21 protein-coding genes and 4 pseudogenes are annotated in these 20,654 nt (G+C 59.1%); 11 read left to right on the forward strand and 14 right to left on the reverse strand.

Going from position 1 to position 20,654, the window contains the following annotated elements:
* Window positions 1-141: 141 nt before the first annotated feature.
* From B0G69_RS13635 to B0G69_RS13650, 4 genes and pseudogenes are all read right to left on the reverse strand, one after another.
* Window positions 142-780: pseudogene (locus tag B0G69_RS13635) on the reverse strand (DUF1109 domain-containing protein).
* Window positions 777-1,322: a sigma-70 family RNA polymerase sigma factor gene (locus tag B0G69_RS13640; RefSeq protein ID WP_121317688.1), complete on the reverse strand. Its 546-nt coding sequence runs from the start codon at window positions 1,320-1,322 to the stop codon at window positions 777-779. The pseudogene B0G69_RS13635 and the gene B0G69_RS13640 overlap by 4 nt, the downstream one beginning before the upstream one ends.
* A 16-nt stretch (window positions 1,323-1,338) precedes the next feature.
* On the reverse strand, window positions 1,339-1,632 hold the full coding sequence (locus tag B0G69_RS13645; RefSeq protein ID WP_121317690.1) for an SDR family NAD(P)-dependent oxidoreductase: 294 nt from the start codon (window positions 1,630-1,632) through the stop codon (window positions 1,339-1,341).
* Between the two features lie 83 nt (window positions 1,633-1,715).
* Window positions 1,716-2,417 (reverse strand): glutathione S-transferase C-terminal domain-containing protein, encoded by a 702-nt coding sequence (locus tag B0G69_RS13650; protein ID WP_121317692.1) that lies wholly within the window; start codon window positions 2,415-2,417, stop codon window positions 1,716-1,718.
* Between the two features lie 177 nt (window positions 2,418-2,594).
* Here B0G69_RS13650 and B0G69_RS13655 point away from each other — a divergent pair, with 177 nt between their 5' ends.
* Window positions 2,595-3,188: a TetR/AcrR family transcriptional regulator gene (locus B0G69_RS13655; RefSeq protein WP_121317694.1), complete on the forward strand. Its 594-nt coding sequence runs from the start codon at window positions 2,595-2,597 to the stop codon at window positions 3,186-3,188.
* Window positions 3,189-3,399: 211 nt separating this feature from the next.
* Here B0G69_RS13655 and B0G69_RS13660 read toward each other — a convergent pair whose 3' ends face one another.
* A complete protein-coding gene (locus B0G69_RS13660) occupies window positions 3,400-3,864 on the reverse strand; it encodes a YkgJ family cysteine cluster protein (protein ID WP_121317696.1) in 465 nt (154 codons plus the stop codon).
* A 321-nt stretch (window positions 3,865-4,185) separates the two neighbouring features.
* Between B0G69_RS13660 and B0G69_RS13665 the strand changes: the two genes are divergently transcribed.
* A complete protein-coding gene (locus tag B0G69_RS13665; RefSeq protein WP_121319384.1) occupies window positions 4,186-4,575 on the forward strand; it encodes a thioredoxin family protein in 390 nt (129 codons plus the stop codon).
* Entirely contained in the window at window positions 4,575-5,303 is a 729-nt protein-coding gene (locus B0G69_RS13670; protein WP_121319386.1) for a cytochrome c biogenesis CcdA family protein, read from the forward strand. The genes B0G69_RS13665 and B0G69_RS13670 overlap by 1 nt, the downstream gene beginning before the upstream one ends.
* Before the next feature lie 85 nt (window positions 5,304-5,388).
* On the opposite strand, the gene B0G69_RS13675 is transcribed toward B0G69_RS13670, so the two are convergent.
* From B0G69_RS13675 to B0G69_RS13700, 6 genes are all read right to left on the reverse strand, one after another.
* Complete coding sequence (locus B0G69_RS13675) at window positions 5,389-6,351, reverse strand: HD-GYP domain-containing protein (RefSeq protein ID WP_241991322.1); 963 nt, start codon at window positions 6,349-6,351, stop codon at window positions 5,389-5,391.
* Between the two features lie 447 nt (window positions 6,352-6,798).
* Window positions 6,799-8,946, reverse strand: a complete 2,148-nt coding sequence (locus B0G69_RS13680) for a protein-disulfide reductase DsbD domain-containing protein (RefSeq protein ID WP_147440728.1) — start codon at window positions 8,944-8,946, stop codon at window positions 6,799-6,801.
* A gap of 32 nt (window positions 8,947-8,978) precedes the next feature.
* Complete coding sequence (locus B0G69_RS13685) at window positions 8,979-9,671, reverse strand: DUF1223 domain-containing protein (RefSeq protein WP_121317700.1); 693 nt, start codon at window positions 9,669-9,671, stop codon at window positions 8,979-8,981.
* 459 nt (window positions 9,672-10,130) lie between these two features.
* Window positions 10,131-10,817, reverse strand: a complete 687-nt coding sequence (locus B0G69_RS13690) for a haloacid dehalogenase type II (protein WP_121317702.1) — start codon at window positions 10,815-10,817, stop codon at window positions 10,131-10,133.
* A gap of 71 nt (window positions 10,818-10,888) precedes the next feature.
* The gene (locus B0G69_RS13695) at window positions 10,889-12,451 is read right to left on the reverse strand and encodes a cation acetate symporter (protein ID WP_121317704.1); all 1,563 of its coding nucleotides are present in this window, start codon (window positions 12,449-12,451) and stop codon (window positions 10,889-10,891) included.
* Window positions 12,448-12,831, reverse strand: a complete 384-nt coding sequence (locus tag B0G69_RS13700; protein WP_121317706.1) for a DUF485 domain-containing protein — start codon at window positions 12,829-12,831, stop codon at window positions 12,448-12,450. Before B0G69_RS13700 ends, B0G69_RS13695 begins: the two co-directional genes overlap by 4 nt.
* Before the next feature lie 359 nt (window positions 12,832-13,190).
* Between B0G69_RS13700 and B0G69_RS13705 the strand changes: the two genes are divergently transcribed.
* On the forward strand, window positions 13,191-14,855 hold the full coding sequence (locus B0G69_RS13705; protein WP_121317708.1) for a sigma 54-interacting transcriptional regulator: 1,665 nt from the start codon (window positions 13,191-13,193) through the stop codon (window positions 14,853-14,855).
* A 56-nt stretch (window positions 14,856-14,911) separates the two neighbouring features.
* Here B0G69_RS13705 and B0G69_RS13710 read toward each other — a convergent pair.
* Window positions 14,912-15,064: pseudogene (locus B0G69_RS13710) on the reverse strand (transposase zinc-binding domain-containing protein); the annotation flags it as partial.
* A 394-nt stretch (window positions 15,065-15,458) separates the two neighbouring features.
* Between B0G69_RS13710 and B0G69_RS41395 the strand changes: the two are divergent.
* The 5 genes and pseudogenes from B0G69_RS41395 (at window position 15,459) to B0G69_RS13730 (ending at window position 18,773) form a co-directional block, all read left to right on the forward strand.
* The gene (locus tag B0G69_RS41395; RefSeq protein ID WP_199731204.1) at window positions 15,459-15,713 is read left to right on the forward strand and encodes a helix-turn-helix domain-containing protein; all 255 of its coding nucleotides are present in this window, start codon (window positions 15,459-15,461) and stop codon (window positions 15,711-15,713) included.
* Window positions 15,706-16,053: a hypothetical protein gene (locus tag B0G69_RS41400; RefSeq protein ID WP_199731206.1), complete on the forward strand. Its 348-nt coding sequence runs from the start codon at window positions 15,706-15,708 to the stop codon at window positions 16,051-16,053. The genes B0G69_RS41395 and B0G69_RS41400 overlap by 8 nt, the downstream gene beginning before the upstream one ends.
* A gap of 727 nt (window positions 16,054-16,780) precedes the next feature.
* Window positions 16,781-17,462: pseudogene (locus B0G69_RS13720) on the forward strand (peroxiredoxin-like family protein).
* A 100-nt stretch (window positions 17,463-17,562) separates the two neighbouring features.
* Entirely contained in the window at window positions 17,563-18,135 is a 573-nt protein-coding gene (locus B0G69_RS13725) for a sigma-70 family RNA polymerase sigma factor (protein ID WP_121317710.1), read from the forward strand.
* Window positions 18,132-18,773: a DUF1109 domain-containing protein gene (locus B0G69_RS13730; RefSeq protein WP_121317712.1), complete on the forward strand. Its 642-nt coding sequence runs from the start codon at window positions 18,132-18,134 to the stop codon at window positions 18,771-18,773. The genes B0G69_RS13725 and B0G69_RS13730 overlap by 4 nt, the downstream gene beginning before the upstream one ends.
* An 18-nt stretch (window positions 18,774-18,791) precedes the next feature.
* On the opposite strand, the pseudogene B0G69_RS13735 reads toward B0G69_RS13730, so the two are convergent.
* A pseudogene (locus tag B0G69_RS13735) lies at window positions 18,792-18,926 on the reverse strand (IS110 family transposase); the annotation flags it as partial.
* Between the two features lie 207 nt (window positions 18,927-19,133).
* On the opposite strand from B0G69_RS13735, the gene B0G69_RS13740 reads away from it, so the two are divergent.
* On the forward strand, window positions 19,134-19,382 hold the full coding sequence (locus tag B0G69_RS13740) for a DUF4148 domain-containing protein (RefSeq protein WP_121317714.1): 249 nt from the start codon (window positions 19,134-19,136) through the stop codon (window positions 19,380-19,382).
* A gap of 314 nt (window positions 19,383-19,696) precedes the next feature.
* Window positions 19,697-19,870, forward strand: coding sequence for a hypothetical protein (locus B0G69_RS41010; RefSeq protein ID WP_158608939.1), 174 nt, complete (start codon window positions 19,697-19,699; stop codon window positions 19,868-19,870).
* A gap of 375 nt (window positions 19,871-20,245) precedes the next feature.
* On the opposite strand, the gene B0G69_RS13750 is transcribed toward B0G69_RS41010, so the two are convergent.
* On the reverse strand, window positions 20,246-20,557 hold the full coding sequence (locus B0G69_RS13750; RefSeq protein WP_121317718.1) for a DUF2282 domain-containing protein: 312 nt from the start codon (window positions 20,555-20,557) through the stop codon (window positions 20,246-20,248).
* Window positions 20,558-20,654 lie beyond the last annotated feature (97 nt).

The following is a 20,654-nucleotide window of genomic DNA, read 5'->3' on the forward strand; positions in this document are numbered from 1 at the left end:
TAGAAGGTATCCTTGATGGATACGTCATCTAATTCGTGGGTCACAGACGTCTGGTTACAGGGGAGTTTTCTTTTTTTGCCTGTGGTGGTCGACATCAGCCATTTGATCAGGGGACACCACTGCATATTCTCAGAGCGTTGCTCACCAGCGAAGGAATCTGTGACCAAGCACCGCCCCGAGCGCGGCTGGGAGCAACATGCCAGCCACATACCAGACGCTCCAGAACGCCGGACTCATCTCAGGGCAATGAAAGCAGTACGCGACTGTGGCGATCGAACTCGCGAGCAGCCCGGAGGCAGCACCGGCAAGCCGGAGACTCGTCGGTGCCAAACCTTTGACGGCCCAGAATATGGCGATGAAGCCTGGAACGGCGAGCAAAAGAATATTGAACGGATATGACCGCCACGAGTGCCCGAGTATCGCAGGCAGCCGGTCTTTTGGTGCCGCGCTGACGACAATCATAATTGCAGCGATCCAGACGACTAGCACCGGTGTCGTCATGACGGGCCATCCGGCTCCAACCTTGGCGCCGGGGCGCGCCAGCCGAACGGTCGCAAGCAGGGCACCGATTGCGAGGCATAGTGGGAACGCGAGCTTCTCCCAGAAAATCGGGTTTTGACGACGGCCCCAGATCGGGGCGAATGGCAAACGCAGTAGCCATCAACGCCGTTACGCCAATAGCGGCGATAGGCAGTGAGATGCCGAACCGACGGACTGCAGTGCCCTTTTTACAGGTGTTATGCCGGTCGAGAGCAACCCGACAAGATCATCTGTTCTCATGCAATTCTCCGGACGTGTGCGGCCAGAGCCTTGAGTCCCCTATGGATACTGATCTTGACGGCCGACTCCGATAGCCCTGTCAACTGGGCGGCTTCGGCAACCGAAAGTCCCTGCAACTTGACGTGCAGGATCGAGCGCCTCTGTTTGTCCGGCAGATGACCAAGTAGTTTCCCGACATCACGACGGGCATCTGCTGGCTCGTCGTCGGATTCGGCGAAAATGTCGTCGTGCTCGTCAAGCGGTTCGTGCAGCGACTCGCGGCGCGCACGCGTCCTGAAGACATCCGTCAGCTTATAACGCGCGATCGCGTGGACCCACGCGGTGAGAGGTTCGTCCGGGCGGTATGTATGACGTGCATTATGCACGGCAAGCAGGATTTCCTGAACGAGATCCTCGACGTCGTCGTGGAGTTGTGGAATCCGCTTGCGAAGATAACCCCGCAGGTGACGCGTCAGTTCGGATAGGAACGAGCGATATTCGGATGCGTTGCCCGCGAGGCCCTCGACAAGCAATGTTTTCAGACGCTGCTCTGCGGAATACACAGTTCTGACTCCCGGGTCAAAGAGCAGAGTGGTCCCGAACGGCTTCCTCAAGCACGGCTTTCACGCCGCCGAGCGCTTCGAGTGCCCGTGCAACGGTCGCATCACGTCCTGATTCCGTCGTAATGTCAGTCACGATAGCTTTCGCTGCAACGCCTGCCGCGCGCAGGCTCGCGATCGCCGCATGGAGCCGGTCGGTCTGCCGGCCGCTGATCGCCACACGCGCACCTTTGGAGCCCGGCACTTGGGCGAGTGCCAGACCAATGCCACTGGAGCCGCCCGTAATCAACCCCCGCCTGTTCCTGATTTCCATTCCTCGTGTTCCTTGTTTGATCTGATTCTTCGGAGCTGTAGATCGTCTATCGCAGGGGATGAATTTCCATGCGCTTCCGTGCGTTATGGGGCTGGGTAGTTAGACGGGAAGAGGGCGTGCCGCGCCTCCTCATCCATCTCCTGCTTGAATGTGTATCCGGTTCCGACCGCTCTCGCACGAATCGCAGCCGGGCGGGCGTCAATTTCAGTGAACCAGCGCTTTAGATTGGCGAATGGCGCCAACGGATCATCAGTGCCGGGACGGACGAAAGCGGCGCGTGCTATCCAACCCCACGCAGACATGTCGGCGATCGTATAGGTTTCTCCGACGAGATGCTCGCGGCCTGCGAGCTGGTCGTCGAGTACGCGATAGTGCCGCTCTGCTTCACGGCGGAACCGGTTGATCGCGTACGGCAGCTTCTCCGGTGCCGCTTGCTGGAAATGTACCGACTGACCCGAAAACGGGCCAACCCCCGAACTGATAAAGAAGAGCCAGGAGAGCAGCTCCGCGCGATCAGTTGCTGCGCCGAGATACTTTCCAGTCTTCTCAGCTAGATAAAGCAGAATGGCACTGGAATCAAATACCCTCGCTTCCCTCCCGGCTGGCCCTGCCCTGTCGACGATCGCGGGAACTTTGCCGTTCGGGTTGACTTTGAGGAAAGCGTCGAGGTGCTGTTCGCCCTTCTTGGTGTCAACGGGCCGCATTTCATACTCGAGGCCAGTTTCTTCAAGCATCAGGGCAACCTTTGCAGGGTTGGGCGTAGGGTGAAAATAGAAGTCGATCATGATGTTACTGTCCGTTGGGTTCAGACTGCCTGATGGGCGCGTAATGACTTTCGTAGGACCCTAGGGGAGGTTTGCTATCGCCCCAGGTAATTTTAGATCAATTGATTTAGAATATCGTAACGTGTGTGACGTTGCAATGCCGACCGGCAAAACGTTAACGCGATGGCAGGAGTTAATATGGCCCGACCACGGGAATTTGATGAAAATGCGGTCCTTGATGCAGCCGCCCACCAGTTTTGGATCTATGGCTATAAAGCTACTTCCGTTCGAGATCTCGCGCAGGGTATGGGAATTACGGGGGCAAGCCTGTTCAACGCGTTCGGGGACAAACGATCGCTGTTTGAACGAGCACTGGCACATTACATTGAAAGAAGCTTCGGTGACCGGGTATCGAGATTTGAGCGAAGCCTGCCACCGTTGGATGCCATCAAGGCATTCTTCCGGGAGATTGTCGAGCAGTCGGTCTGCGACAGGGGCCGTAAGGGATGCCTGCTGGTGAATTCGGCGCTTGAGATTGCACCACACGACGCCGATTTTCAGGAGATGATCGCAAACGTACTGATAGAGGTCGAAGCGTTTTTCCTGCGTTGTGTGCGCGCTGGTCAGCAGGCTGGCGAGATTTCGATTGCACAGCCTGCTGATGATCTTGCCCGGTTGCTGCTGGGAGTACACCTGGGCATACGGGTGCTTGCCCGGGTAAGACCGGAGCGTGCGCTGCTGGAGGGAGTTGTACGGCCAGCGCTGGCGCTTCTGGAGCCCAACATCAACTGAGTCCCAGACAGTCCATGCAGGCAGTATTTGATCGGCCAGCAGCGCCTTTCACGGTCGAGCGTCTTGCTGATACGCGCACATGAGCAGGTCGACGTTTGCCCACTCATCAAGCATTGCACGAGGAGGGAGCGTGTACGTCACAAACCCCTCATTGGCCAAAGATGCGGTATGAAAACCAGCATTTCGACACAGACGCTCCTTCACAGGAACATCATGGACGGCGTGCCTCACGCGAGTTCTGGATCAGATCCGCCGTGATGGAATCCATGATTTGACCGCCTTTGATGAATGAGGGCCTGTCGACAGCCCACGCCTCAGGCGGGCACGCCTTGTGTGTTGGCATAAGTTCGATGAAAGGATTGATTTCGGCCGGATAGATTCTGCACACGTTGGGTCTTGCTTCGTATCCGCCGCATCGCATATCGGGTTGCAGGTGCGGGCAGGCGCCGTCGACGGCGGCAACGACCGTCACCATCACACGGATCGCAAGTTCACCGCTTTCGGCGGCAAAAGACCGGATTCGCCTGTGTTGCACCTGGCCATCGTCCGTTGACGGTTCGACGGGCCTCGGCATCGCTTCGCAAAACACCTGGACATCTCCCCCACGTTTTAACCAGCGTATGGCTTCGTTGACGCTCAGCGGCAGACGAAGATTGTGACAACAATCGCCGCACATCGTGCATGCAAAAGTTTAAATCCGTGGTCATGTCGATCTCGGGGTTCAGAAGGCGAAACACAGAAACACAAAGGGAAACGAAAGGCAGCCCAACTTCGGCCGCAATCGATAATTTGCTAGTTCGATCTGAAGCCCGCTTCGGTTACATCGCGAATGCGAAATGGACCGCCGCTTCACCGGACGCATACGTGGTCAATCGAGAACTGCGAACAGGCGCGCAGCAGATTTGAGCCGCGCTGTAACCGATATTGCCAAATATCCGAACTAGGATTGGGGTATCGACTGTTTTCCCTCCGTCCCAACCGCCAAAAGGGTCTAATCATGAACCGGATGCGATTCACTAAACACATCGTGGTCGCAGCGTTGCTGGCAGCGTCAGCCACTGCATTCGCTGGCGAGGTGCCATTTACTCAGGCAAGCTTCGATCAGACCGTCTCGTCGGGCCGGCCCGCGGTTGTGTATCTGCATGCAAGCTGGTGTCCAACATGCCGGGTTCAAAAGCCGATCGTCGACCGTCTGTCTGCCGACCCCAAGCTGAAGCAGGTGACGATTTTCGTAGCGGACTACGATGCGGAAGCGAAACTGAAAAGAGAACTAAAGGTAACCCAGCAGTCGACATTTGTTGTCTTCAAGAACGGCCACGAAGTGGCGCGTTCGACGGGGCAGACCCAGGAGGCGACAATCCGGGCCGTGTTTGAACAGGCTCTGTGATGCAATTCACCGCTGCAACGTATGGGTTAAGTCTCGTCGCCGGGTCGGCATCGGTGTTGTCTCCCTGTGTCCTTCCGCTACTCCCGATACTCGCGACGTCAGCGTTGGCTAAACATCGATTCGGCGTCATCGCACTGGCAGCCGGCCTGGCCATTTCGTTTGCGGGCGTCGGCATATTTCTCGCCACCCTGGGGGCGTCAGTTGCACTGGATCCTGAGGACCTTCGACGCGGGGCTGCGGGCCTGATGGTGTTTTTCGGCCTTGTCATGTTATCTGGCACCCTTCAAAGGGCTTTTTCCCGGCTCAGTTCCGTCATCGGCGCGAAGGGCCAGCAGGCGCTTGACGATGTGAAAGGAAACGGACTGCTCGGGCAGATGGTGGTCGGGCTGTTGCTGGGGTTCGTCTGGACCCCCTGTGTCGGGCCAACGCTGGGCGCGGCAACGTCGCTAGCGGCACAAGGTCAGGACCTCGGCCACATCGCCATCCTGATGGCGCTGTTCGGTTTGGGTGCGGCACTGCCGCTCGTTTTGCTCGGAACGATTTCCAGAGTTTCGCTCGTGAAGATGCGAGGCACACTCGCCGCGTGGGGTACGACGGCCCGCTGGACGCTCGGTGCCCTTTTCGTTGTCATGGGGACGATCGTCATCACTGGCGTCGACCGTCAGTTGGAAACCCTTCTCCTGTCCGTCAGTCCAGCCTGGCTCACCACCCTGACAACATCGATATGAGAACGGGTCCGCGGCAGCGCGGCGCAGGCAATTGTTCTCAACAGTCAACAATCCTGCATTCGCATGACTCGCTAGGCAAGCGGTGTCATGACAAGATGTGTAGCTGACCCGTAACGCGCGCAATGAGTGCTAGGTCTGGGGAGGGAGCCAGGTCGGCGGCACTCGCCTTGTTTCCCGTCGGCAGCATAGCGGAGAACATACCTTTGAATCGGTAGCCTGCTGTGCATGCCGGACAATATACTTCAGTATCCTCAAAGGTATCCGATCTGACGACAACAGTTGGACCGCATGTCTGGCAATGCTGGAGTGGTATTCCTTCATCGCTATGGCCTGCGATGTGGTACAGGTTGACGCTCCCACCCAGTTCCAGAAACATTTCTCCATATTCGCGATTGAACTGCGTGCCGAGATTGTCGCGTACGACAGCAAAGGCATCGTCAATCGGCATCGCCTTACGGTACGGGCGTGTGCTGGTCATGGCGTCAAAGGCGTCGCAGATGCCGATGATGGCAGCCATGGGGGCGATCTCATCGCCAGTGATGCCTAACGGATAACATTTGCCGTCGGGTCGCTCGTGATGGGCGTAAACCGTGTCCGCAATGCGTGCGCCGAAAGGGTGTTTCGCAAGCAGTCGTTTGCCGACTTCAGGGTGCGTTTTGATGACGGCATACTCCGCATCGGTCAATCGCTCCGTTTTGAGTAAGACCGAATCGGGAACAGCGATTTTGCCCAGATCGTGCGGGAATCCACCCACCGAGACGTTCGCCGCATCGCGATCCGAAAGACCAATCTGTCGTGCCAGCAGACTCGCGTAACGGGAGACTCGCCACAAATGGCCGCTGGTGTATGGGTCGCGGGCCTCTACCACCCACGCGAGGGCGAGCAGACTATCAAGAAGCGCTCGATCCGCGCTATGTGCCGGTTCCGTCTGGCCGAAGAGACGTGAAGCGAGGCTGAGCATCTTTTTTGGAGTCATGGCCGCAATGGAAGTATTTCTCAGGGACATTTCGGGCAAACGGGAAGCCGCTACAAACGACGGATTGTCCATTTTGTTTCATGCGGTCGACGTGATGTGCCGGTTCGACGTCGCCCCTTAAATCCGTCCAAAAAGTGCTTCGGGTTACACGAACGAGGAGGTTATTTATTTGCGACGGCGACGCGGTTCCCAACCGGCGTACTGACCTGCGCTTATCTGAAGGAATGTGTGTTGTCCGATTTCGACCGGGCCGCAGAACGGCACTTGCGGATCGGGCCACGATGCAGGTCTGGGTTCAAGGCGTCTCACATCGGGCAAATCATTCCTCCCACAAAAACTCTGCCGGCAAAAGCGCCCGCTTCTGTATGAGCGGGCAAACCATGTACGAAGGACATGGGGGAGACTTTCCTGAGTCCAGGCGCCCACTCGAAACATGTGGCGGCTTACACCCCTATCTCAACGAGCCCTTACCTTCAGGTGGTCGTACGTTTGAAAAGCTTCTGAAGAAATTGTGCCATGTCAACTGGCGGACGAATGGCTCTTCGCCGTTTGCGGGGGGGTGGCATTGTCGAGCGCACGGAAGAGCGTCGAAGTTTGCAAGACCTCCGGCAGCAATTGCCCCTGTGGCATGCGAGGCCCATATACGACGTCGAGCGGAATGCCAAAACGACCAAAATCCTGAATGTAGGCGAGGACTCCGGGGTTATACCGGTTCCAGTCGGCTCGCATGCGCACGATATTGTCCTGTCTGAGCCGAGTGCGCACGACAGCCGTGTCCAGAACAGACAGCTCATTGACTTTGCAGGTGAGACACCAGCTTGCCGTTACGTCGACGAGCACAGTCTTGCCGCTGGCGACCAGCGGGCTGATTGCATTTGGATCGAACGCTTGCCATTCGGAGGGTGGAGCGCTTCGGTCTGCTGCTCCGGAAGGGGTAAGCGAGGCAATTGCAATGGCACTGCACGCAAGGAGCGCAGTCGTCGCGCCTGACCATCGGTTGGTCCGCAGGCTTCCCAATCTGGTAACGACGGCCCGCACGGCGAGAATGGCAATCAGCACGATACTGACGAGTGACGCGGCTTCCATACCCGCGATATTCCACAACGACACGATCAGCCAGACCGAAGTCGTGAGGAGCAGTAGGCCCATGATTTTGCGCAACTGGATCATCCATTGGCCGGGTCGCGGAAGCAACGTCACGAGCGACGGAGCGAGCGCCAACGTCAGGAACGGAAGTGCCATTCCTACCCCAAGTGCGAGAAGCACCGCCGTAATCTCGAGCGGGCTACGTGCCAACGCAAAGCCGACCACAGTACCGACGAGCGGAGCCGAGCACGGTGTCGCTAGAAGCGTGGAAAGCATGCCGCCCACGAACGCCTCGACAATCGGCCCCCGACTCGTTGCACCGCTTGCACCTCCGGAAAGGATTGGCGGAAGACCGATCGGGAGCCAGTCAAAGAAGCTTGCAGCGAACAGCGTTGTGAAGACCGCCATGCCTGCGAGGAACCACGGTTGCTGGAACTGTATGCCCCAACCAAGTGACGCACCCGCGAGTTTGAGCACCGACAGCACGACTGCAAGCAATCCAAATGACGTGACAATTCCCAGTGCCGTCGCGAGCGCCACCCGCCTTGCCGTTTGGCGTTCGGTGCCTGCGGCTTTCGCCACCGAGAAAACCTTGATTGAAAGAACGGGCAACACGCATGGCATGAAGTTCAGAATCAGGCCGCCAAGAAGAGCCAAGGCCAGAATGACGACGATGCCGTGATCGTCGTCTCCCGTGGGGATGACTGGTGCGGCCATGAACTCGGTCGCTCTGGATCCGTCCACCACGGTCAGGCGCAGCGGGTCTTTCGCTGCACCGGCAGGTGGCAGTTCGACTTCCAGTGCAGCCCGGTGGCCGTGGTTTGAAAGGTGTACCTGCGGCGCTGCGGGCAGACCGGCCTCAGCTCCTTCGACGAACAGGTCGGGCGACCGAAACGGGGTGCCTTCGCTGCGAAGATCGACCTCCAAGCGCCGGCCGGCGGAGGTTTGCTCCAGCGTGCTATGCACCACGCCGATTCCGGCCTCTGTGGGCGTTTGCGGCACCCCTTGCGCCGCTGTGGCAATATCTGCGGCTTCGCTTGATGGTCCGTCCATGCCCGGCGGTAATGTGAGCGCCACCTCTGCATGTTCGGGCACGCAGACATCCGCGCAACTCGCATAGTCGAGAGTCAGCGCAATGCGGGTCGCCGCGTGCGGATGGTCCAGCTTAAGGCTCACCGGCAGAATGAAATCGCCCGTATAGACACTGTTTTGCAGACCCGAAACAACGAGGCGGGACGGCGCTGGCCAGGACACGGATGCCGATGCAACATTCCGGGACCGAGACCAGTCGAAAATCGGTGCAATGCCGGCATCGCCAGGCGTGCGCCAGTAACCATGCCACCCGTCCGGATACCGGAACTCGACACCTAACTGCAGCGTGCTGCCCGGTACGCCGTTGGTTGCTGTGATGATGCGTACACGGGCGCGCTGATCGCCAGTCCAGTTCGAGGACGCCGCACGAGCCGCAAACGATGGAGCAAGAACAAGCGTTGCGACTAGGACAAAGAAGGCGCCAATGCGAGTGAATCGGGGCATCGCTTGCTCCTCGTCGAAAAGCGGATAGGTGCGTCGGGTTTTCACAAGCCGTCCGTCCGGGACGGAGCGAAACCACTTCAAGGCTCATCTGTCACGCGGGCCGCGCCGACAATATGTCCGTCCGGTGCTTCGAGCAGGATTGCGGTCTTCTCACCCGCGGGTATCTGCGCTTCGAACATCACCGGTTTGCCCATCCATTGGCCAATCGGTTGAAACGAACGAACGATGTTCGACTCTTTCAGCGTTCGCCCGCCGTTTTCACCACGCCCGACTGAGGTCACATGCTGCGCGTCGTAACCAACCAGAATCACCTGCGCGCTTCCGGAGCCCGCACCGACTGAAACGGTGATGGCGTTGCCCTTGCGCACGGCGGATACCGGCATGGCCGTTGAATCGGCGTCTTTCGCTTTTTGAATCGCGGCCTCGCCGGTTGAGCGGTCCGAACCCACGAAGCCGGTTGTTCCGTCGACGACCATTTCAGGGGTGTAGGAGCCGTCGCCGAAGCGTCGAGCGTATTCAGCCTGACGTTGAGTGGCGATATCGAGGGAAAACGGGTCCTTCCACCCAAGGCCGTTCCAGTAGGTTACGTGGAAAGCCAAAGGGAGAATGTCGCTTCGCTGTTGACTTAACTCCGACAGGTAGGCGTCAGCCGGCGGACAGGATGAACAGCCTTCGGACGTAAACAGTTCGACAACCACGGGTCGGGGCATTGCCGCGACGACCGGGAGGGCCACAAGCAGCGAAATGAAACCAAGCAGACGGGCTAGCATGAGTTGACTCCTGGTGAGCATCGTTGATGCATCGGTCGCGGCGGAGCAGGCGATATGACAGCCCGAAGAGAAAACTAAGGAACCTCTTGATCAAGCTCCCTCAGTAACTGCGTTAGGGGCGCACACCCTTTCCAACGGGCGCGTTTCTACGGCGAATACCTTCCCCCTGAACGGCGCCCATCGCAAGGACGAGCGCGGAAAACGCGCACACTGCAATGTTGCGGACTAGTTTCATCCAGATCTCCAGCTGTGTCGTTGAAATGAAAGCATGAGCAGGACGCCTCAACCTGTCTCGCAGCGCTTGCTGACGCAGTCCTTATGCTAGTTCGACGCGGGCCTCGATCGGGTTACACCTTCCGAAAATAAACGATCCGTTAGGGCGCTCAAGTGTGGCAATGGCGGTGGTGTTGGATCTCTCCCGGCTGGCGCGTGCGCAACCTCGCGAGCGCCGATCCTCTGTTAGCGCGGGACCACCTGTCCGAGCCGTAGCGGCAGTTCGTCCAGCCGCGACACCACATGGTCGGGTTGCTGGCCGAGTTCCTCGAATGTGCCGCCGGCCCGGTTGACCCAGCAGGCTGGATAGCCGAAATGGCGGGCCCCGGAGGCATCCCACGCGTTTGACGACACGAACAGGACTTCCGACCGATGCAGCCCCATCGTGTCTTCCGCCAACGCGTACACGTCAGGATGTGGCTTGAACACCTTGACGTGCTCCACGCTGATCAGATGAGCGAAGCGCCCTTCGAGTCCAGAATGACTCACCACGCTGTGAATTGAGCGCACCGAGCCGTTAGACAGGATCGCCAGCGGCAACTCCATGGCCTGAAGTTCGGCGAGTGCCGCGGGCACCTCCGGATAGGGCTGGATTTTCAGGTACTCGTCGCAGAGAGTGGCCCGTACGTCATCCTTGAGCGTTAGCTTCAGGTGGCCGCAGGTGTAGCGCAGTGCATCGTCGGTTGCTTCCTCGAAGGAGAGGTAATGTCCCATCAGACTGCGCAGCCACGTATATTCGAGTTGTTTCTGCCGCCAGATCATGCTGATTTCGAGCCCTCGGCATGGGAAGTATTCGCTGCAACGGCGAGCGACCGAATGCACGTCGTAGAGCGTGCCGTACAGGTCGAAAACGATGCCTTTGATGATTGTCATATTGTTTCTCCAGGATAGATTCAGGAAGGCCGACGCGGGATCGGCTGTGCGGCCAAAAAGGGTTGAACGGGTTACTTCGCTGTGCGCTCATGCTCGGGATCGAAGCCCGTGTGTGCTTTGAACACGAAGGCGTCGAAGCGCGCTTCGTGCGCTTCACGGGCGGCTCGCCGCCCCTGGCGACTCGTCGTCATGGTGCCGGCCCATGCACCCACAAATCCGAGCGGCATGCTGAGGATGGTCGGATTCACGATCGGGAAGATGGCGTGTCCCTTGAGAAACGCGGGCCCGATGAAGGCGAGGACTACTGACGAGGCAAGCCCAACCGCCATCCCGCCAATCACGCCCGCCGTATTGAAGCGTCGCCAGAATATTGACAGCAGGATCACCGGGAAGTTGGCCGATGCCGCGACTGCAATCGCGAGAATGACCAGCACGCCGACGTTGATGCCTTGCGCGAGCATCCCCAGCAGCACAGCCAGGGCGCCCACCGCGATGGTGGCGATTCTCGCGACGCGAACCTGTTCCGCTTCGCCAATCTTGCCGTCGTTTATCACGTTCACGTAAAGATCGTGTGCGATGGCTCCGGACGATGCCAGGGTCAGGCCGGCGACAACGGCGAGGATCGCCGCGAATGCGATTGCGCATATGCAGGCGAGGAAGATTTGACCGCCGAGCGTTCCGGCTCCGCCGCCAAGATATTGCGCGAGCAGCGGCAGCGCAAGGTTGCCGCCCGCGTCCGCTGCCCGGATCGCATCCTGTCCGACGAAGGTGGCCGCGGCAAAGCCGATTAGTGTTGTGACCAGGAAAAAGCTACCCGCGAGAAACATTAGCCAAAGTACGGATTTGCGTGCGGTCCGCGCGTCGGGCACCGTATAGAAGCGTGTCATGATGTGAGGTAGGCCCGCCACGCCAAAGACAAACGACAGGAAAAGCGACAGGGGATCGAGCGGGTGATGGAAGTAGCCGCCTGCGACGAGCATGCGTGGGCCGTAGAGATGCTCCACCGACGCGAACAACGTCAGGGCGTTGAAATGTACGGCCGAGAGCAACATCAGTACCAATACGACTGCCGCGATGAGCAACAGAACCGCCTTGACGATCTGCACCCACGTGGTCGCGATCATGCCGCCGAACAGCACGTACACCATCATGCCGACGCCGACCAGTACGATCGCCAGATCATACGGAATACCGAGCAGCAGCTTGATCAGCGCGCCCGCACCGGCCATTTGCGGGACCATGTACGCCAGGTTGACGACGACTGTGCCGATCACGGCCGCAAGCCGTGCGTGACGGCTGCGCATGCGCTCCGCAATCACGTCGCCGAAAGTGAAGCGGCCGGTGTTTCGAACCGGCTCCGCGATGAGCATCAGTACAACGAGGAAAGCGACCAGCGCAGCCACTGCATAGAGGGAACCATCCATGCCATACAGCGACACGAGGCCTGAAAAGCCGAGGAAGGCCGCAGCGCTCATCCAGTCGCCCGCCAGCGCAAAGCCGTTGGCGCGCGCTGACAGGTTACCGCCCGCGGCATAGAACTCGCTGGCGGTGTGCGTGCGGCGCGCGGCCCACCATGTGATGGCGAGTGTGAGCATGAGAATGAGCAGAAAGATGCCGACAGTCATCGCTTTCATATCCGGCTCCGGCGGCGTGCATCGTCGGCCGCCAGTGCAGCCTGCGTGTCGAACCGGTTGTTGGCTGCATAGACATAGATGCAGGCGGCCGCCCAGCTCAATCCGTACATGAGCAACACGAGCAGATATCCGACGTTAAACGCTCCCACCACTTTCTGCGCCATCCGCGGGCGGTTATAGCCGGCGAGCAGCGCGGTGCCCAGGATGAAGAGAAGGCTAAGACCCAGCAGCGGCGCGACGACGCGGATTTTTGCGCTGACCAACGCCCGGAAGCTCATCGAATTTACCGCCGAGACTGGCACCGAGGATCCTTCATCGATGCGCAACGGGACTAGCGGAGGAGTTTGCGGCGGATGCGGGTCGTGCGAGAGTTCGATCATCTATGTCTCCATGCATTTGTAGATGTGTCCGCGTACGCGGGCCGGTTGAGGTGGCTGACCACCCGCTGTTCAGTTCGGCCCGCGTTCTGCAAAGAGCAAGGTCCGCACCAGCAGGCAGCAGGCGTACCGCGCGCAGACCGCACGGTGTTTGCGCTAAAGGCCTGAGAGGCGGTGCGGCGCACGTGAGTGCCCGGATCCGATCCCTCACGATCAACCGCTGAAACTGCTTAAGGCTCGTTAAGCGAACCAGTTTTGATGGCGGCTGATTCAGATTTGACTCGGGATTTGGCGGCGTTGACCGTGTGCAGATATCTGGCGGAGCTGGTGTATGCTGGATCCTCGAAAAGCGCGGATGGCGTATGGACAATAGGGCCTTGATGGCGACGCTGGATGACTTGCCGCTTGGCGTCGCGGTGATCCGGGATGGACGGATCGAGTGGCATAACGCCGTGGTTCGCGACGGCATGGCGAGGGATCCGCGAGATCCGGGCGTGATTCACGGGGCACTCGCCGCACTTGGTTCGATGCGCGCTGCCGGAACGGATCAGGTGGCTGCGCGGATGGAGTTGGGGGGCACCTGTTACTACATCGGCGTGCATGCGTCGGGCGAATCGGCGTTGGTGCTGCTGATGCCAGGGAGCGATTCGGAAATCCCGTTTCCCGAGATCGTGCGGCTGCGTCAGTTGTGCCAGGACCTCGAAGAGATTTTTCGCCATTCGTTTGACGGCATCTTCGTTGCAGACGGCCGCGGCATGACGCTGATGGTGAACGAAGGCTGCGAGCGCAACTACGACCTGAAGGCGGCCGACATGATAGGCCGGCATGTGTCCGAGTTTGAGCAGAAGGGCTGGATCCGGCCGGTGGTCGCGCAGCAGGTCGCCAGAACCGGGCAGCGCATTTCCACCACGCAGCAAACGCATACCGGCAAGACCATCATGGTCACGGGCATCCCCTTGTTCGACACGCTTGGCCACGTGCGCAAGGTGATCATCAATTCGCGCGACACGACGGAGTTGATCCAGCTTCAGGATGCGCTCGCCAGGGCGAAGGCGGACTTGCAGCGAGTGGACGCGGAGATCGAAGCGCTGCGTTTGCAAAACCTGAAGGTAGAGGGCCTCGTTCTACGCAGCGAACCGATGCAGCGCGTCGCGAGCCTCGCGGCGCGCGTGGCCAAAGTTGATGCCACAGTGCTGATTGCAGGTCCATCGGGTGTCGGCAAGGACGTGGTTGGGCGGCTCATCCATCGGGAAAGTTTCCGTGCGAACGGACCGCTGATCAAGATCAATTGCGGCGCGCTGCCGCGCGAGCTGCTCGAGTCGGAACTGTTCGGCTATGAGCCCGGCGCTTTCACCGGTGCGCAGCGGCAAGGCAAAACCGGACTGGTCGAACTGGCGCACCGCGGTACGCTCTTTCTGGACGAAATCGGCGATCTGCCGCTTGATCTGCAGGTCAAACTGCTGCAAGTCCTGCAAGACCGCATCATCGTCCGGCTGGGCGGCACGAAGTCGATTTCCGTCGACGTACGCGTCATTGCGGCGACGAACCGTGATCTCAAGGCGATGGTGCTGGAACGCACCTTTCGCGACGACCTGTACTACCGGCTCAACGTCGTGCCGATCACAGTGCCGGCGCTCGTGGAACGCAGAGACGACATCGCTCCGCTCGTGCTGCAGTTCGTCGACGAATTCAATGAGCGATACATGTTGCGCCGCAAGGTCTCCGAGCAGGCGATTGCGTTGTTGCTCACCTATGACTGGCCAGGCAACGTCCGTGAACTGAGAAACGTGGTCGAACGGCTCGTCGTGACAAGCCAGACCGACGTGATCGGGCCTGAATTCCTTGATGGCGTCCTGCCGGTCGATGTGCTGGACCAGGAGCCAAACACGTTTCGCCAGCGGGTGGAACGCTTCGAGCGCCGGTTAATCGAAGATGCGTTGCGCAAACATGGCAATACGCGTGAAGTCGCGAAGATGCTGGGGCTCAGCCAGTCAAGCGTAGTCCGCAAGCTCAGACGCGGAAAATGAGGGTATTTCACTGGCATGAGCGCCGCGACGGCAATTGTGCCATCGCGAGAGTTAGCCGCCTTGTTGTACCAGGCGATCGCGCTGATGGCGGCGGGCAATGTGAAGACTACCTGGTAGTACTCCACAGGCAGCAGATCGGCCCGGCGCGCCTCGAGCCACCGGCATGCAGCGCTGGCCTGGCACTTCGGGCAGTGACGGTTACGGCAGGCAATGGGGTGCACCCCGCTACCTGCCTTATGGGAAGCAATGTCTAACGGGGAGTTCCAGATCGATTCGGCGTGATTCCGGCTGTGCCTGCAAGGCCGGATGGCCGCCCTGTCTCCTGGCAATGGCTTTGCTTCACAACACTGCGGTGCTTCGAGTGGCATGTCGGACTGGTCGAAACAAGGCCGATCATTCGTGATAGTTCGGTCGGTCGATATTCGGATAAGACCCATTTCCCTTGGTTCCCATCCGAGTACCGCTCTTGTCTTTTCACTTGTGGCCGGGCCGTTGCCAGCGACAAACGTCGCGAGGTTTCCGAAATGGGCCGTCGCCTGTCCGGCGGTAAGGAATTGCGCTGGCACTCCTACCTGCCGGCCGATTGAACAGGATGAGGTCGGTATGCGGCTGCAACGGGGAGCGCTGGAGCTTTTCCGCGAGCGCGGCTACGACTGCACTACGGCTGCCGAGATCGCCGCACTGGCCGGTGTGACGGAGCGGACCTTCTTTCGTTGTTTTCAAGACAAGAAGGAGGTGTTGTTTGTTGGCGAGGCTAGGCTACGAGAAGCCTTGGCTGCTTCTATAGCTAACGCGCCCGACGATCTCGGTCCAATCGACACTGTATCGAGCGTTTCGGTCGGTCCAACCCATGCTTGAAGACAATCGGCCATTTTCCGCGCCCCGGCACGAGGTCATCACCGACGCGCCCGCGCTTCAAGAACGTGAATTGGCGAAAATGGCCGCGCTGGCCGATGCACTGACAGCAGCATTGAAGGCGCGAGGTGTCGAGGAACTGCAAGCTGATCTCGCAGCACGCACCGGCGTGGCTGCGTTCGTTTACGCCACGGTTTCCTGGTTCGAGGATCCCGGTTTTAGTCTCGCCGGGCGTCTTGATCTTGCCTTTCGCGAACTGAAAGTGATGGTAACTGACGCTCGCCACCTTTCGCCTAACCGGCGCGCAAAGCAAACGCGCTCGCGCCCGAAGGCGCGCGGTTAGCGTCATCGCTTTTTGCAGTCGATACAGAGGGCGTGCGGACGGCAGTCTGACGCCAATGATTCGGATGTCACTGGAAATGAAGCCTTATCCTGAAGTATCCAGATTCGTATTTCGGACTTCGGCAGCGCCGCCGACGTGTTTTCAGTGTTCTCGGCCTTCCGGTAGGGCTTTGCGACAAGGACCATTTGGTTCAACGGTTTGAAATTTGAAGCCGTTAGCTGCAAAGGTCACCCGGTTTGCGCCGAAATTTCCATCTTGAGTGAGCGATGAGAGTTGAAATCAAGCGCTGATCCCGGCGTGAGCAGCAGTTGAACCGACTGATTCCGTCACATGTCCAGAGACTTGCGGTTGCCTCCGAACGCGCAACTCTCCCCCGTGAGGAGTTGGTGTTCGGGCGAGTATTGAAAAAGGTGTTGGGACGGTTCGCGACGTCTTTCTTCATGTCTTAAGAAGCTGCTGGAAGAGAGGCATCTGTTGTTATTGGGAATACCGGGAAGGCGGAATAATTCAGGTTATATCTTGTGTCATCTTTGGCGCCGAGCCCCGACTATAGGAGGGAAGGTAAGTGTCCGTTTCATCGATCAACGAACCCACTTAGGGTTAATCGGATGCAGAGTTGTGGTTAAGACGACCAACCAGGCGGGCGACAACAAGCGTAGTCAGGTACAGCCCTGCCTTTCCGCCGTAGGTCGAGCGGTGGGCACACGTCGAATCGGAGAACCCTGTCATGTCATTGCAGAAACGTCTCGATGCCTTCAAGGCGACACTCGAGTCCGGGCTACCTCCTTACAATGTGCGTCGTTCGGTCGTCGATACGCTCCAGCGGGCGACCGACGAGCTAATCGAATCTGGCCTTGCTGAGCGAGCAAAAAGGGTCGGCGACGTTGCGCCGCGTTTTGTCCTGAAGGACCCGGACCACCGGCCGGTCAGTTCGGGAAAGCTGATTGCCGACGGCCCGTTGGTGCTGACGTTCTATCGCGGCGTGTGGATCCCATACTGCAATCTGGATCTTCAGGCGCTGCAGGCAGCACTCCCCGATATCGTCGTCCGGGGCGCGAGCCTGATGGCGGTTTCGCCGCAAACCGGGGTCAATAGTCGCAGAACGATCCGCGAGAACCGTCTCAGTTTCCCGATACTCGGAGACCCGCATGGTGAACTTTCGGCAGACTATGGGCTGCGCGTCGCGTTACCGGACTACCTCGTCGAGTTGTACCTGACCATGTTCGGGGTCGACCTGTCGTCATTCAAACGACGACCCCTCGTGGACGCTCCCGATGCCGGCGAGGTTCATAATCGACAAGAACGGCATCATCGCTTACGCCGAGGTGAGTCCGGACTGCACGAAACGCCCCGACCCCGCCGAGCTGCTTCCGGTTCTCGACAGACTCGCCGCTGGAGGCCGGGCGTGAGACTTTTTCACCACACCTCCAGGAGAAAGACATCTGTCCGCTACCCGCGTAAATGTTTTTCGCGCGGCTTATTTCGCGCGAACTTTAACCAGAACTCGCAATGAACCGAACTACCGAAGATAGACCGGCGCGTCCCGTCGAAGAGCGACTGAAGGCTCTATTCGTACGTGGCCTGGATGGGGATGCGGCGGCTTATCATGCATTTCTCGGCGACCTGACCGGGCATCTGCGCGGGTTCCTGAGAAAGCGTCTTTTCTATCTGCAAGACGACATCGAGGACCTGGTCCAGGAGATTTTGCTGGCAGTGCATAATGGACGCCATACCTTCCGTCCAGACCAGCCGTTGACGGCTTGGGTGTATGCGATCGCCCGCTACAAACTGGCGGACTTTTTCCGCGCGCGATCGCGCCGGGAAGCGTTGCACATGCCGCTTGACGACGAGCTCGAGATATTCGCTACATCCGATGTCGAACCGGCGGAGGCCCGGCGTGATCTGAGCAAGCTGCTCGAACAGTTGCCCGATCGCCAGCGCCTGCCGATTCTGCACGTGAAGCTGGAGGGGCTGTCGGTGACTGAAACCGCAAAGCTCACCGGCCTGTCGGAGTCGGCGGTCAAAGTTGGCGTGCACCGCGGTTTGAAAGCATTGGCACTGAAGTTTCAAGGGGCATCATGAAGACAGAGAATCTTGTTTCACTGCTGGCCGCGGGGGTGCCCGCTATCGATCATAACGTGTCGGCAAAGCGATTCAGCTGGGCGATGTTATGCGGCGGTGTCGGTTCCACGGTGCTCATGGCAATCGTTTATGGCGTTCGCCCCGATATCGGCGCGGCGATGAAGACGCCGCTGTTCTGGATCAAGCTGGCTCTGCCTCTGTGCCTCACACTCGCTGCGTTGCTGGCGACGGCGCGACTGTCCCGGCCAGGAATGGCGGTAGGCCGCGCGTGGGCCGCGCTTGCTGCGCCAGTGCTCGCCGTCTGGATTGCGACGCTCATCCTGTTGTGGTTGACCCCTCCCAACGCGCGCTTGCCCTTGGTAATGGGCAATACGTGGCGCGTATGCCCGCGTAATATCGCGTTGCTTTCAGTGCCAGTGTTCATCACGGTGTTCTGGGCGATGCGAGGTCTGGCTCCCACGCGTCCCAGGCTGGCCGGCGCCGCAGGCGGCCTGCTGGCGGGAGCGACTGCAGCAGTTGCTTACTGTTTCCACTGCCCCGAGATGGGCGCGCCATTCTGGGCCGTCTGGTATCTCCTCGGCATGCTGACTCCCACGCTTGCTGGCGTGGCGCTCGGGCCCCGGCTGCTGAACTGGTGAGTTGGACCGTTGGAAGGTCAAACTGTGTTCAGCCAGCGCTGCGCAGAGGTGCGTGATGACGGCGTGGCCAACTTCAAGGTAAATGCCGAACTCCAGCAGGAAACCATGTATCTGGTTGCGGGTCTTCACCCGATCGCGTACGAGTGATTCACGTCCACACCGGCACATGACGCCGCGTAACTGATCCCCAAACTTATTTTTTGTGTGTCCTGTAACCAATCCGGGTAAATAGGCGAAATACCGTATGAAGCGCAGGCAGAAGCCTGTGCTTGAGCGACCGACGCCAGGAACTCAGGATACCTGGAACGCCAGGGTTGGCTGGCATTTGGGCAGCCTGATCAATATCCCTTTGGGAGAGCAATGATGAAAGCGAACAAGTTGGTGATGATCGTGGCCGTGGCAACTCTCGGCATGTCGGCGTTGGCGAGCGCGCAATCTGTGCAGCCCCCTGACGCAAACTCAATGGCGGCAGGATCGAATCAAGGTCCGAAGACTCGGGAGCAGGTGCGTGAGGAACTGGCTCACGCTCGCATGAACGGTACCATCCCGCGTTTCGGTAATCCCGATCCCTATGGGCCTGGCGGCACACCGAATTTCACCCGTCACTAAACGGACGGTAGGGAATAGCAAGGCAAACTGATCGTCGAGGTTCAATCTGTTCGAGGTAGTAATACGGGCACGAAAGATCCTGACGGGAGGCGCGGCCCGTAGTACGAACATACCAGGTTGCGGCCGGAATAAAGCAGGTATTGTATATAGTCATCCTAAATTTGCGTCACGAAAACATGAAACTGGAGATCCAATGAAAACGATTCGAAAAATCATCTTGTACGCAATGTTCCCGGCTTTCCATAGCCGCGGGATCTGTGCATGCTGAGGGAATCGGGCGCAGCGGTACCTATCTGATGCCGCAGGACTATCAAATGATGATGGACAAGCTGACGCCCGAACAACGGACTCAGGCCATCAACATCCAACAGAAAATGATGCAGATGGAGATGGACCATCAAGACGCAATGTCTCAAATGGAGATGAAGCACGAGCGCGAAATGATGCAATTGCAAGACCAGTTGCTCGATTTGTTCAAAGGGCACTGATACTGTCCGGAGCATCGTTACCGATGCTGCCTTGGGTTCGCTTTCGACATTCCTGCAAGAGCGGTTCCGGTAACCGGATGTCAGGCGGTAGGCTCCGTCCGGGCGACGTAGTCCTGATCGGGCCACCCGCCATTTTGTGCGAATTCGCTCGGTGAGTCATCGTGCTTCCGGCCGGGTTTGCCTGCGCGCTGCATAAGCCGCCTGGTAACGCAATCGCGCAGGCCATACTCGCAGACAGGTGCTCATGCTTGAAACGGGTCCCTGCGAGCCCCTGGGCGCCAGGTGTCGCGTGAAGGGGGGCGGTCTGTTTGGCCAACTGCCGTTGTCATCGTGGAATTGCCCATGGCCGTCCCGTTCCTCCTGTCGCTCGCCGAATCAGGACTTCAACGGGGTGAGCGAGCCGTGGCCGCCACCCGGCACTTCGATACTCGTGCAGGTGCTGCCCTGAACGAACTTCCACGAGTTACCCTGGAAATCCATCGCGGAAGTGCCCTGACACGTGGTGCCGGGACCGGCGGCGCAGTCGTTTTGCCCCTTCAGGGCAACGCCGTAGCACTTCTCCTTGTGTGCGGCGACGGCAGCGCTGGCTTCGGCCTGCGTGAGCGGCGCTGCGTGGGCGACTGATGCAAGCAGGCTCGCGACAACGCCGGCGAGCAGGGTGGAACTGACCGTGATCTTTGTGGACATTAAATTTCTCCAGTAATTGGAATAGAGGGTACCCGTGATGGATACGTGATCTAATTCGCCGGCGGTAGATGTCTGGTTACAGGGAAATCGCTTTTTT

The organism is Paraburkholderia sp. RAU2J (assembly GCF_003634845.1).
Lineage (GTDB): Bacteria > Pseudomonadota > Gammaproteobacteria > Burkholderiales > Burkholderiaceae > Paraburkholderia > Paraburkholderia fynbosensis.